Below are 12610 nucleotides of genomic sequence, written 5' to 3' on the forward strand. Positions count from 1 at the left end.
ACTACGCCGTGCTGCGCTACGTCAACGAACAGGCCGAGGCCCGCAACATGGGGCAGTCCGTCGAACTGGTGCCCTGGGGCGGCGACCAGGACCACGATCCCAAGGATCTGTTCCGCTTCACCCGCAGCGTGCGCAGCCGACAGCGACTGCGCCGCGCTGCATGACCGGCCTTCCGCAAAAGTTTGACCAAACCATGATGCGTCCTTGACGCAATCTTGACAGCACGGTTCCTATGATGGACGCACTTCAATCACAGTGCGTCGTCATACCGTGCTTTCTGCCTGGCTCCCGCGCTTCGCCCGCTTCCTGATGGGAGGCGGCACAGCCACCGCCCTTCACTACGGCATCATGCAGGCCCTGCTGCTGCATGGCATGCCCCCCACCCCCGCCGCCATGACGGGTGCCCTGACCGGTGCCGTCGTCAATTACCGACTGCAGCGCGACATGGTGTTCCACCCCCGTCGCGGCCAGCTCGCCACCATGCGACGCTACCTGGCCGCGCTGGGCGTCGGCTGGCTGCTCAACGGACTTTTCTTTCTTCTTTTGCATGACGGGCTGCATTTCGCACCGCTCGCTGCCCAGGCCAGCACGACCCTGCTGCTGGTTTCTCTCAACTACTGGCTCTTCAAAAGGTACGTCTTCTCATGAACGCACGCCTGCCTGTTTCCTATTCCACCCAGACCCGTCACAGCCCGACCCTGTCGATCCTGATTCCGGTCTACAACGAAATCGAGGTCCTGCCGCTATGCCTCGAACGCCTGGGCACCGTGCTGGCCGCCCTTGACTGCAGCCATGAAATCATTTTCGTCGATGACGGCAGCCGTGACGGCAGTGCCGACTGGCTGGCCGCACGCGTCTGCTCGCACGACCACCTCAAGCTGATCCGCCTGAGCCGCAACTTCGGCAAAGAAGCCGCCATGTCGGCCGGTCTGCAGCATTGCTCAGGAGAGGCCAGCATCATCCTGGATGCCGACCTCCAGGACCCGCCCGAACTGATTCCGGACATGCTGGCTGCCTGGCGAGCCGGTGCCGACGTGGTCGCGATGCGTCGTCGCAGCCGGGCCGGTGAGCCCTGGCACAAGAAGCTGAGCGCCCATCTCTACTATCGTCTGCTGGGCCACCTCAGCAATGCGCCCATCCCTCCGGATACGGGCGATTTCCGGCTGCTCAGCCGGCGAGCAGTACAGGCGCTCAACCAGCTCCCGGAGCGAACCCGCTACATGAAAGGCCTGTTTGCCTGGGTCGGTTTCCCCACCACGGTCATGTTCTACGACCGGGCCCCCCGCGCAGCCGGCACCACCAAATGGGGCTACCGTGCCCTGCTGGCGCTGGCACTGGAGGGCATCACGTCTTTCTCCGTCAAGCCATTGCGCTGGACGGCAGGGCTGGGCGCAGTCACGGCAACCTCAGGACTGGCCTACGGTGCCTTCATCGCCCTCAAGACGGTCATGTTCGGCGAAGCGGTACAAGGCTATCCATCGCTGGTCGCCATCATGTCCATCCTGGGTGGTGCACAACTGATCGCCCTGGGACTGCTGGGTGAATATGTCGGCAAGACGTATATCGAAGCCAAGCAACGCCCCCTGTTCCTGGTACGGGACATCCTGCAAAGCCCGCCAGCCTATGCCCGTCAGCACACCGAAGAGACACACCATGCACATGCATAGCAAGGTACCGGCCTGGGCCTGGATACTGCTCCTGGCGCTGTCAGTGCGGCTGGTCCTGATGGCGGTCACGCCCATGGCCGACAACTCCGAACCCCGCTATGCCGAAATGGCCCGCCTGATGGCGGCCAGCGGCGACTGGATCACACCCTGGTTCGAACCCGGCAAGCCATTCTGGGGCAAGCCACCGCTGGCCTTCTGGATGTCGGCATTGTCGTTGCAAGCGTTCGGCTACAGCGATCTGGCCGTCCGCCTGCCCTCGCTGCTGGCCTCCATCGCGACGCTGGCGCTTCTGTTCCAGTGGGCACGTCATCAGTTCGGCCTGCAGGCTGCACGCATGGCGGCACTGATCTATGCAAGCTCCCTGCTGCCCTTCCTGATGGCCGGCGCGGTCATGCTCGACCCCTGGCTGGCACTGGCCATCACCCTGAGCCTGACCGCGTATACCCGCTTGCGTGAAGACGGACGCCTGATCTGGCATCTCGGATTCTTTGGCGGCCTGTCGCTGGGCCTGCTGGCCAAAGGGCCGCTCGCCATCGTGCTGGTCAGCCTGATCCTGCTGGCCTGGCATATCTGGTGCCGCAGTCCCGGTCCGGCCGGAAAACCTATCCGCTGGATACCCGGTCTGTTGCTGGTCCTGGCACTGACCCTGCCCTGGTATATCTGCGCCGAAATCAAGACGCCCGGCTTTCTGCGCTACTTCCTGCTGGGCGAGCATTTTGCCCGCTTCGTGGATCCCGGTTGGCAAGGCGACCTTTACGGCAGCGCACACAGGCGCCCATATGGCAGCATCTGGCTCGATGCCATGCTGGCAGCCTTTCCATGGAGCCTGGTTGCGATCTGGCTGTTGGGTACCAACCTGCGCACCCATGCCCTGCGCCGTGCGCTGAAAACCCGCCTGGCCGATCCCGCCATGCGCCTGCTGCTGCTCTGGGCCCTGTCCACACCCGTTTTCTTTTCCCTGGCCGGCAACATCCTGTGGACCTATGTTCAACCCTCCCTGCCGGGCTTTGCCATCCTGCTGGCCGTCGCACTGCCACGCCCCGGTTCCCGCACAGCGGAGCTACCCGGCAACACGGGCCTGCAGGCAGGCTATCTGCGCCTGGCCATGCTGGTCCCGGCCATCACCCTGGCTGCCGGGCTGGTCATTGCCATCGATCCCGACCTGCTCAAGTCCGAGCGTTCGCTGGTCGCCTACCATGCGGTGCGAAGCCAGCCATCGCAACCCCTGTATTATCTGGACGCAAGGCCATTTTCCGCCCGATACTACGCCCGGGAACAGGTCTTGGCGGCATCCCGGGACGAGCTGGAGGGCCTGCGCAGTCGCTATCCGGCAGGCTATTATCTGGCAACGCCCAGGCAGCAATCCGATGCCATCCGGTTGCTGACCGGTGCCCCCCCTCCCGTATTCTCCAACCGCCGGTTTGATTTATTGCAGGTTCCGCCCCTCGTTCCACCTGGATCTCCGACACCATGAGTACAGCCCCGATCCGCGTCCTGATCGTCGAAGACAACCCCGCCCTGGCAGCGAACATCGGCGAATATCTCGACAACGACCGCTATGTTCTCGACTTCGCCTATGACGGCGTGGTCGCACTGCATCAGGTCGCCACGCATGAATACGATGTCATCGCCCTGGATGTCATGTTGCCGGGCATGTCGGGATTCACACTCTGCCAGCGCATTCGTCACGACCTGCACAGCACGACCCCGATCATCATGATGACGGCCAAGGACCATATCGACGACAAGGTCGAAGGATTCAGCCAGGGTGCCGACGACTATCTGGTCAAGCCGTTCAACCTGAAGGAACTGGCCATGCGCATCGACGCGCTGCATCGGCGCGGTCGGCCCGAGGCAGATATCCTGCGAGCGGGCTGCATCGAATTCGAGCCGGGCACGTTGCGCCTGCGCCTGCCGGGAGCCTGCCCGCTGCAGCTTTCCGGCATGCAGGCCCACATCACCGAAGCGCTGGTACGCGCCTATCCGAACTTCCTGTCCTACGAACAACTGGGGCAGATGCTCTGGGGAGAACGCGAGGTCGAGCCCCATACCCTGCGTACCCATGTCTATACCCTGCGCAAGCTCCTGCAGCAGGCGCTGGGCGTCAACCTGATCCAGACGCTGCACGGCCGCGGCTACCGGTTGACACCGCCGGGGGAAGCCTGACATGGCGTCATCCAGCATTGAAAGGCGCATTCGCAATACCGTCCTGGCGGCCGTACTGGTGACCTTCGCCGTGACGGCAACCTCCGTACTCGTCGCCAATGAAAACCTCGAGCGCGCCATCCTTGAACTCGACCTGCAATCCGAGCGCGAATCACTGCTGGACAATGCCCGCCCCAACGAAATACTGGTCTGGAACACAGACACCCTGCAGGCCTACTACACCCCACCGGGCATCGCACCGGACGACAAACTGCCATCCATCTTCCAGGGACTCCCCTTCCCCTACTCCGGCGAAATAGAGCTTGGAGAACAAACCTACCTCATCAACACCAGCACAGTCAGGGGCGGCCATTTCTATCTGGCCCGCGACATTTCACTGTTCGAATACCGTGAGTCGGTATTCCACCGTTTCCTGCTCCTGCTGGGCGTAGGCGTGATACTGCTCGGCATCCTGCTGGCACGCCTGACGGGCCGGCGTCTGGCTGCACCCGTGCATACGCTGAGCGACCACATTCGCGGCACGGCACCGGCTCCCCACATGCCCCGCCTGCCGGAAAGCTACCCCCACGCCACAGAGCTGGAAGCGATTGCCCGTGCCTTCAACCGTTTTCTCGGCGAACTGGAGCATTATGTCAGGCGGGAACAATCCCTCATGGGGCTGGCCAGCCACGAACTGCGCACCCCGATTGCCGTGATTGCCGGCGCGCTCGATGTGCTGGAGCAACGCGGCGGACTCGAAAGCTCGGCCCGCAAGCCATTGCTGCGCATGCGTCGTGCAGTTGACGAGATGACGGCCAACATCGACGTCATCCTGAAACTGACGCGCCGCAAGTCGTCCTCTTCCGAGCGCAGGACTCGCATCGAACTGCCCCTGCTGCTGCAGGAAATCAGTGACGACCTCGCGCGCCATACGGACGCAGCAGGACGCATCACCCTCGAACCGCATGTCCAGGCCAGCGTCAATGCCGATCCCACGCTGGTCAGGATGCTGCTGCGCAACCTGATCCAGAACGCCGTCCAGCACACCGACGGCAGCATCCAGGTGAGGATCGATACGCACAGCGTTGAAATACAGGATCATGGCCCCGGGCTGCCAAAAGGTTACCTGGCCTATCTGAACGATCCGGGTGCCGATATCGGCGAACTGACGGCGCTCTCGGGGCTGGGCCTGTTCATCGTGTCACTGATCTGCGAACGCCTGACCTGGAAACTGGAAGTGGTCCCCACCCGGGAGTCCGGCACGACATTCCGCCTGACATTCGTGCCCGGCTCCCAGGGGCCCGGCAGTCAGCAACCCGGCAGCGTATAACCGCGTGCCCGATAGACCTGATGTGGCCACAGGGCATGGGCCAGGGCCTCGCGGGCCAAACCCGCATCGACCTCCAGCGACTGGTAGCTGTCCGGCAGGCCATAGCGCCACAGCGTCGGTGCCCGCTGAGGCTCCAGCACCGTCAGCAGGTCACCCTTGAGATAGCCGAAGTTTTCCCCATACTGCATCAGGGCCCGCCCACCTGCAGCCGGATCGTTCAGGTCATGGCCGATCATAGGATGCATGGCATTGCTCCCCAAAAGACCCAGCAGCGTGACCGGCAGGTCGATCTGGCTGACGATGCGGGCATCCAGCCGGGGCACGACACTGCCGCCCAGGATCAGGGCCGGAATATGGAAGTGTCGCAGAGGAATGCAATCACGTCCGCCCACGCGAGCATCATGATCCGCCGCCACTAGAAACAGCGTGTCTTCCCAGTAGGGTTGCGTACGCGCCTGCTCGAAAAAGCGGCCCAGTGCCCAGTCCGCATAGCGCACCGTATTTTCGACCGAGGCCGGTTCGCCCACCGGTTCTATGCGGCCGGCAGGATATTCCCAGGGAGAATGATTGGACACCGAAAACGCCAGCACCAGTTGCGGCTGCTCGGAAGGGACGGACAGTATCTCGTGAATCCGCCCGAACATGTCCTCGTCGCTCACGCCCCAGGTACCCGAAAAAGCCGGTTTCAGGAAGGTCGGCTGATCGTGCAGGACATCAAAGCCGTTGCCCATGAAAAAACTTTTCATGTTGTCGAAGTGGGCTTCTCCACCATAGACGAAGTGGGACTTGTAGCCCTGCGGACGCAGGTACTGCGCCAACGTGAAAAAACGCGACTGTGTATCCGGCAACCGCAGCACGGCCTCGGACAGGGCCGGGGGAAAACCTGCCGCCAGCGCCTCCAGCCCGCGCACAGAACGGGTGCCGGTGGCATAGGCCCGCGTAAAGGTCCAGGCCTCGGCACTCAGCGCATCCAGGCATGGCGTCAGCGCCGTGTCACCCAGGAAGCCGGTAAAGCGTGCGCCCAGGCTTTCCTCGACGATCACCACCACGTTGCGGGGACGCCGCTGGCCCGCCGCCAGTTGCGACGCCCTGGCGGCGTGCAGCGTCGGAATGGCCGGATCCATGACCTCGCCCGCCAGCCCGGCGCAACGGCGTACCGTATCGATCACCTCCTCGTCCGGCAGCTTGCCATAGGCATCGGCAGGTGCACGCTCATTTTTCAGGCAATAGGCCGCGTACAGGACGTTGTAAAGCGAATTGAGCGGCAGGGTATTGACCAGCGCATCGCCGCAGAATGCCACGTTCGACGGGTTGATCGGACGGTGCCGCAAAGTACCGCGAATCGCCAGAAAGGCCAGGGCAACACCGGCCAGCCAGAGCACCACCCGCATCAGCCAGCCCATGCCGTCCAGCGTGGGACGCCCTGCGGCAAACAGGCCGTGCCCGATCCAGCCGACCAGGGCCAGCAGCACCAGTACCAGTACTGCCGTTCCCCGGTAGCCGCGCCACAGCATGCCAAACACTTCCTGCGGGTACTTGAGGTAATCGATATAGATCCGGTTGGGCCGGGTGTCGTATTCCACGATAAACAGCGGCGTCGACAACTCCAGCAGGCAGATCAGCAACCATACGATCTGCAGCCACAGCCCCAGCAGCCACATGGCCGCAGGCACGCCATCCATCCACGGTGCCAGCAACAGCCCCGGTGCTACGCCCAGCGCCACCAGATGCGCATCAATGCGCAGCCCCCCCAGCATCACGCGACCAAGACCATGCACGGCCGAGACGCGCCGCCACTGCCAAAGCGCCAGCCCCAGGCGGCTGAGCGTCAGCAACAGAAAGGCTGCGCCAATGAAAGAGAGAATCTGGATGTACATGAATGGTGATGCCCTATAACCGTGCAGCGTCCCAGGACTGGTACAACTGTGCGGCCGACCATGGACGAGGGAGAGTCGAACGACATGCTAGCGCGGCACGATATATGCCGCACAGCAGTCTAGAGAAAGAACCGTCAGAGAACCATCAAATAAATGTCAAGAATTCGTCAAAACAGGTCACCCGCCAGCCGGGCAACAACACCTGGACGCAGACAGCCACGACGTTTGGCGCTAAAGTGACAAAAAATCAATGAATAAAAACCCATCTTCAAATGAATATCAAACTTTTCTTTAAACCACTGAGCAGAGACCTGTGCTGCATCCTGCTGGGATGTGCCGCGCTCTCGGTCATGTCGGCCAATCCGGTGCAGGCCGCCAGCACCGACACGCCCCCCCAACCCTCCGCCAGCACGCCCGTCTCCTTGCCGGACACCCAGGTGTTCTCCCTGCAGGATGCCAAGGGCAAGCCCTACCGCATCTTCGTGGCCGTACCGCCCGGAGATGCACCGGCCCAGGGCTACGGCACCCTGACCCTCCTGGATGGCAACGCCTACTTTGCCACGGCTGCAGAAGCCATGCGCATGGTCCAGACCTTTCCCGAGTTCGTCCAGGACGGCGCAAAACAACAGGCGCAACCGGTGCTGGTCGTCGGCGTGGCCTATCCCGGCGACGCCTTGTTCGACGGCCCGCGTCGCAGCTGGGATTTCCTGCCGCCTGCGCGCAATCCCGAGCACATTGAGCGCCTGCGCGGTGCCGAGCCAGGTGGGGCAGACGCCTTCCTGGCATTCCTGACCGAAACGCTGCGCCCGGCGCTGGCTGCCCGCTGGCCGTTGCGCAACGATCTGCACACGCTGGCCGGTCATTCATTGGGCGGCTATTTCACACTGCACGCGCTGGCCAGCCAGCCTGCGGCCTTCCAGCGCTACGCCGCCATCAGCCCCTCGACCTGGTGGGACGACCTGCGCATCGCCACCGATCTGGCCCAGGCACCGGCCAGCCAGGCGCGTGTCCTGCTCGAGGTCGCAGAAGACGAATGGCCTGGCTACCCGGACTACTCGACCGTGATGCTGGACGGCGCGCGTGCCGTACGCGACACCCTGACTCAAAAGGGCCCGGATGCCGGCACGCTGCGCTACCGGGAAATTCCCGGCGCAGACCACATGACCACGCCCGTGGTCTCAATGCCTGACATCGTGCGTTTTGCCACGCGTCCCTGAGCAACGGCTGCGCCTGCGGCCCAACACGATCAAGCCACAGAACACCACGCCAGCCGCCAGGCTGGTGTGACCACTGTAAACCACCAGGCCCAGCCCCCATCCCTGCCACGCCACCAGCCACAGCAGCGCCAGGCCCAGCCAGGTCCACCCCGCCAGTCGCGACAGGCGAGCCAGTCGTATGCCCAGCCGCCGTCCCAATACGTCTTCCTGGGCACGCTCCATGGCCACCGCCAGCCCGGCAAAACCCAGCAGGCAACAGACGAAGATCCAGGTGTGCTGCTGCAGGCTCATGACACCGTCCTGCGCACCCGCCAGGCCAGCAGCGCATGCAGCAACGCCAGGGCCAGGAACAACATATCCGCACCGGCAAAAACCCAGTCGCCTTGCGCCAGGCTTTTCCATAGTGGCCGGGCCGTCGTCAGCGCATTGAGTATCGGCAACAGCGCCAGCGCAGCCGCCGCCAGCCACAACTGCTCGCGCCAGGCCTGCCTCACAGGCCTCAACAAGGCATGCAGCAGCAAGACACCCCACGCCACAAAAAACACCTGCACTTCCATACCGGCCCGCCCCGGCCAATCGACCGGCAACAGTCTGTTGGCCCAGAGCATGGCCGTCATGGCCAGCGACAGCCCGGCAATCGCCGCGACATTGATCCGCTCGACCGTGCGCAACCCCAGTGAAGGCATGGCTTGCGCAGTCAGTTTCTGGCGTCTCTTGACGGTCCAGAGCACCAGCCCGGTACCTACCATGGCCGTACCAGCAAGGCTGACGATGAAATAAAGCCAACGGGTCACGCTGTCGCTGAACCGGCCAAGATGCAGCCCATAGAGCACACCCCGCGTTTCTGCCGCAGCCCCCACACTATCGTGCGCCGCCAGTTGTTTCCCGGTAGCGCCTTCGAACAGCACGTACTGCGGACTCATCGACAGCCGTCCTGCCTCGCCACGGGAAACCGACACACGCGCGGCGGCATCGCCCGCGTGCGACACGCTGACATAGCCTGCCACCGCACCGCCCCAGTGGGCCTGCGCCTGCCGAACCATGTCCGCCACGGATGCCAGCGGCACGGCCTCGCCACTGGCACGGACGGGCGGAATCACCGCCGCAAGCTGGGCACTCAGCGCCTGCCGTTCGGCTGGCGTCCGTATACCGGCCTGCTGCCCCCACGGCATATACATGGCCATCAGCGTAATCAGGCCGGTATAGGTAATCATCAGGTGAAACGGCAGGCCGAATACCGACAGCGCATTGTGCGCATCCAGCCAGGAACGTTGCCCCTTGCCCCAGCGAAAGGTAAAGAAATCGACGAAAATTTTCTTGTGGGTAATGATGCCGCTGATGATTGCCACCAGCATGAACATCGCCGCCAGCCCGGCCAACAGCCTGCCCCAGAATGAAGACAGGTGGTGAAACTGAAAATGGAAGCGGTAGAAAAACTCGCCGCCCAGGGTGTCACGCGATTCGACGGCGCGACCTGTTGCCGGATCGAGCCACCCCTCGGCAAAACGGCGCGGCCCGCCATCACGCTCACGCCAGAAGGCATAGACCGTATTGGCGCGACCATCCGGCAGGCGCGCAGTCCACTGCGGCGTATCGCCAAAGGCATCCGCCACCCGCTGGGCGATGGCTGCCTGATCAGGCATGCCTGCCGACGCAGGCAACTCAGGCCGCATCCACTGCGACTGTTCTTCTCTGAAATAGGCGACCGTTCCGGTCAGGAACATGGCGTACAACAGCCAACCACACAGCAGCCCCGCCCAGATATGCAGGCCGGACATGCGCTGGCGCAAGCTGGCCTGCCGGAGACGGCTGCCCCCCACAGTGCCCGCGCCAGACACGGGCTTTGCATGCGTCACGCCTGGCCTCCCGCAAGCAAGACCAGGCCAGCGGCCAGCCCCAGCGGCACGGCAGCCAGCAACAGGCCGCCCCAGGCACGCCACGCGCTGCGGGTGGCGAACACCCAGATCACGGCACCGGCATAGATCAGGAAACTGAGCATCATGCCGGCCAGCACAGCCTGCGGCTGACTGACCGGCAAGGCCAGGGGTGCGATGCTCCCCAGCGCCGCCAGGGCATAGCCACCCAACACGGCCGCCACAATACGGGAAACCAGTGGCGCAATGCGGCCCAGATGCCGCACTGCGGCCTCACCCATAGGGTTCATGCAAATACCGGGATCAGAAATCGACCGAAGCGGAGAGCATGAAGGTACGGCCAGCAGCGTTGGTCGCATAGGCATTGCTTGCCACCAGCCAGTAGCGCTTGTCGGTCAGGTTATCGATCGTTGCCCGCAACACCACATCCTTTCCGGCAATTTCGGTGCGATAGCGTGCGCCGACATTGAAGATGGTCGTCCCCGGCAGGCTGATCTGGTTCGCATTGTCAAAATACATCGACGAAGTACGGATCATCCGGCCATCCAGACTCAAGCCGTTCACCCAGGGCGTATCCCAATCCAGGCCCAGGTTATAGGCACTGGCAGGCACACCATACGAACGATTGCCATCCGTGGTGCCTCCCTGGGTATTCCTCAACTTGCTATCAATGAATGACGCGCCCGCCATCAGACGCAAGCCACGCTGGATTTCCCCGTAGGCATTCAGCTCCAGCCCACGGTTCCGCTGTTTGCCCGAGTAGTCATAGACATTGTTGGCATCGACGACCGCAAAGGGCTTCTCAATCTGCCAGAGCGCAGCGGTGGTTGTAATGGTGCCCCAGTCGACCTTGATGCCCGCTTCATATTGCTTGGACTTGTAGGGCTTGAGCACTGCGCCCGTATTGGCATATGGATTCCCGTTTCGCTGTAGCCCAACAGTCATGCCTTTGCTCAAACCTTCGGTATAGTTGGCGTAGAGGGACACGTTTTCGACGGGCTTGATCACAAGGCCCACTACCGGCGAAATGGCACTGGCGCGGTAGCTGCCAGTCTTATTGCCATATGCGCCGACCACGCCGGCAGCATCAACCATCGGATATGAATAGCTGTCCGTATCCACGGTTTGCCTGCGCGCGCCCAGTGTCAGCAACACGCTATCCTGCGCAAAAGACAGGGTATCGGTGATTGCGAAGCTGATCAGATGCGTCTTGGAGGCACGTTCAGGATCAACCCGCACGAATGGCGCGGAAGGCAACGGAGCAGGATCATAGATATTGGACGGAACAGCCGGAATGCCTGCCGGGGCATTCGAGTACGAAATGCCCTGCTCCTGCGCAAAATAAGTGGCCCCCAGCGCCAGTCGGTGACCAATCGCTCCGGTATCAAACAATGCAACGATACCGGCATCGCCGCTGAACGTTTCCGAATCCGTATCGTAGAACCGGTTATTCGCCGTGAAGTTACCCTGCGCGTCCATGCCGGTACCACCAGGGAACAATTGGCGATTCTTGCCTTCGCGATAGCCCATGCCGATGTGGCCGGTCACGCTGTCGGTAAAGTCATACTCCAGGCGCGACATAATGGTGCTGTCGCGCTGCGACAGACGTGTACCGGGATAAAAGTTGATATCGCCATCGGGCGGGCTGGGCAAATCGACCACACCCGCCGCCAGGCCGATCTGTGAACGGACGTTCTTGAGCACATCTTCCTGATGGATCAAGTCCATCGACCAACGCAGGCGATCACCACGATAGTCGACGCCCAACGCCATCATTTCCAGGCCCTGGTCGCCATTTTTGGTCGTGGCCTCACCACCACGCTTCATCCCGTTGAAACGCAGGCCCCAGGCATTGTCCTCACCGAAACGGCGCCCCATATCCAGTTGGGCAGTCAGGTTGGCCTCACTCATGTAGCCCAGCGTCACGCGGTTGAGCGGTTCGTCATCGGCGCGCTTGGTCACGATGTTGACCGAGCCCCCCACATTGCCATTGGGTGACATGCCGCGCATCAGGGTACCCGGCCCCTTGAGCAGTTCGACACGCTCCATGATCTGTACCGGCAGGCGACTGGGCGCAACCAGACCATACAGCCCGTTCACGCTCACCTCGCTCAAACCATAGTTGCTGCTGACGGGAAAGCCCCGGATCACGAAATCCTCGCCAAAGCCTCCGGTCGAGGTCGTGGAGCGAACAGACGGATCATTGACGATCACATCCGCCAGCGTACGGGCCTGCTGCTCGAACAACAGGTCAGACGTATAGTTGACCGTGCTGAACGGCGTGTCCATCACATTTTCTGCGCCCAGGATACCCATGCTGCCGCCTGTAGCGACTTGCCCCCCCGCATAGGCCGGAGACAGATCACCCAGGATGCCCCCGCTGACCGTCACGGTACCCAGCTGCGTCGCTTCGACCGGTGCCGACGACGACAACGTCACATTATTGCCATTGCGGGCGTACTGGATACCAGTACCCTGCAGCAATTGCTGCAGGGTAGTG

General features: G+C 62.6%; 11 protein-coding genes. 6 read left to right on the forward strand and 5 right to left on the reverse strand.

The window, feature by feature from the left end:
* The first annotated feature begins 255 nt into the window (after positions 1-255).
* Genes ABN482_RS03210 through ABN482_RS03230 form a run of 5 tightly spaced genes read left to right on the forward strand, consistent with a single transcriptional unit; the run spans position 256 to position 5142 of the window.
* Complete coding sequence (locus ABN482_RS03210) at positions 256-648, forward strand: GtrA family protein (protein WP_349502634.1); 393 nt, start codon at positions 256-258, stop codon at positions 646-648.
* Positions 645-1667: a glycosyltransferase family 2 protein gene (locus ABN482_RS03215; protein ID WP_349502635.1), complete on the forward strand. Its 1023-nt coding sequence runs from the start codon at positions 645-647 to the stop codon at positions 1665-1667. Before ABN482_RS03210 ends, ABN482_RS03215 begins: the two co-directional genes overlap by 4 nt.
* The gene (locus ABN482_RS03220; protein ID WP_349502636.1) at positions 1654-3141 is read left to right on the forward strand and encodes an ArnT family glycosyltransferase; all 1488 of its coding nucleotides are present in this window, start codon (positions 1654-1656) and stop codon (positions 3139-3141) included. The genes ABN482_RS03215 and ABN482_RS03220 overlap by 14 nt, the downstream gene beginning before the upstream one ends.
* On the forward strand, positions 3138-3833 hold the full coding sequence (locus ABN482_RS03225) for a response regulator transcription factor (RefSeq protein WP_109061102.1): 696 nt from the start codon (positions 3138-3140) through the stop codon (positions 3831-3833). Before ABN482_RS03220 ends, ABN482_RS03225 begins: the two co-directional genes overlap by 4 nt.
* 1 nt (position 3834) lies before the next feature.
* Entirely contained in the window at positions 3835-5142 is a 1308-nt protein-coding gene (locus ABN482_RS03230) for a sensor histidine kinase (protein ID WP_349502637.1), read from the forward strand.
* On the opposite strand, the gene ABN482_RS03235 is transcribed toward ABN482_RS03230, so the two are convergent.
* Positions 5121-7019 carry an LTA synthase family protein gene (locus ABN482_RS03235; protein WP_349502638.1) on the reverse strand — a complete coding sequence of 633 codons (1899 nt, stop codon included), beginning with the start codon at positions 7017-7019 and terminating at the stop codon, positions 5121-5123. The two genes, ABN482_RS03230 and ABN482_RS03235, sit on opposite strands and share 22 nt — an antisense overlap.
* A gap of 272 nt (positions 7020-7291) precedes the next feature.
* Here ABN482_RS03235 and ABN482_RS03240 point away from each other — a divergent pair, with 272 nt between their 5' ends.
* The gene (locus tag ABN482_RS03240; protein ID WP_349502639.1) at positions 7292-8236 is read left to right on the forward strand and encodes an alpha/beta hydrolase; all 945 of its coding nucleotides are present in this window, start codon (positions 7292-7294) and stop codon (positions 8234-8236) included.
* Here the strand turns inward: ABN482_RS03240 and ABN482_RS03245 are convergent.
* The 4 genes from ABN482_RS03245 to ABN482_RS03260 form a co-directional block, all read right to left on the reverse strand.
* The gene (locus ABN482_RS03245) at positions 8198-8527 is read right to left on the reverse strand and encodes a DUF3325 domain-containing protein (protein WP_349502640.1); all 330 of its coding nucleotides are present in this window, start codon (positions 8525-8527) and stop codon (positions 8198-8200) included. The genes ABN482_RS03240 and ABN482_RS03245 overlap by 39 nt on opposite strands.
* Positions 8524-10014: a PepSY-associated TM helix domain-containing protein gene (locus ABN482_RS03250; RefSeq protein ID WP_349502643.1), complete on the reverse strand. Its 1491-nt coding sequence runs from the start codon at positions 10012-10014 to the stop codon at positions 8524-8526. The genes ABN482_RS03245 and ABN482_RS03250 overlap by 4 nt, the downstream gene beginning before the upstream one ends.
* Before the next feature lie 74 nt (positions 10015-10088).
* On the reverse strand, positions 10089-10400 hold the full coding sequence (locus ABN482_RS03255) for a DUF3649 domain-containing protein (protein ID WP_349502641.1): 312 nt from the start codon (positions 10398-10400) through the stop codon (positions 10089-10091).
* A gap of 13 nt (positions 10401-10413) precedes the next feature.
* On the reverse strand, positions 10414-12610 hold a 2197-nt coding region (locus tag ABN482_RS03260), incomplete at its 5' end, for a TonB-dependent receptor (protein WP_349502642.1).

The sequence above is a fragment of the Corticimicrobacter sp. genome (genome assembly GCF_040137905.1).
GTDB lineage: Bacteria > Pseudomonadota > Gammaproteobacteria > Burkholderiales > Burkholderiaceae_B > Corticimicrobacter.

Excerpts from the sequence above, each read along its gene's own strand:
- ABN482_RS03250 (WP_349502643.1), bottom strand. The coding sequence starts at position 10,014 with ATGTCCGGCCTGCATATCTGGGCGGGGCTGCTGTGTGGTTGGCTGTTG.
- ABN482_RS03235 (WP_349502638.1), bottom strand. The coding sequence starts at position 7,019 with ATGTACATCCAGATTCTCTCTTTCATTGGCGCAGCCTTTCTGTTGCTG.
- ABN482_RS03255 (WP_349502641.1), bottom strand. The coding sequence starts at position 10,400 with ATGAACCCTATGGGTGAGGCCGCAGTGCGGCATCTGGGCCGCATTGCG.
- ABN482_RS03220 (WP_349502636.1), top strand. The coding sequence starts at position 1,654 with ATGCACATGCATAGCAAGGTACCGGCCTGGGCCTGGATACTGCTCCTG.
- ABN482_RS03215 (WP_349502635.1), top strand. The coding sequence starts at position 645 with ATGAACGCACGCCTGCCTGTTTCCTATTCCACCCAGACCCGTCACAGC.
- ABN482_RS03230 (WP_349502637.1), top strand. The coding sequence starts at position 3,835 with ATGGCGTCATCCAGCATTGAAAGGCGCATTCGCAATACCGTCCTGGCG.
- ABN482_RS03240 (WP_349502639.1), top strand. The coding sequence starts at position 7,292 with ATGAATATCAAACTTTTCTTTAAACCACTGAGCAGAGACCTGTGCTGC.
- ABN482_RS03245 (WP_349502640.1), bottom strand. The coding sequence starts at position 8,527 with ATGAGCCTGCAGCAGCACACCTGGATCTTCGTCTGTTGCCTGCTGGGT.
- ABN482_RS03225 (WP_109061102.1), top strand. The coding sequence starts at position 3,138 with ATGAGTACAGCCCCGATCCGCGTCCTGATCGTCGAAGACAACCCCGCC.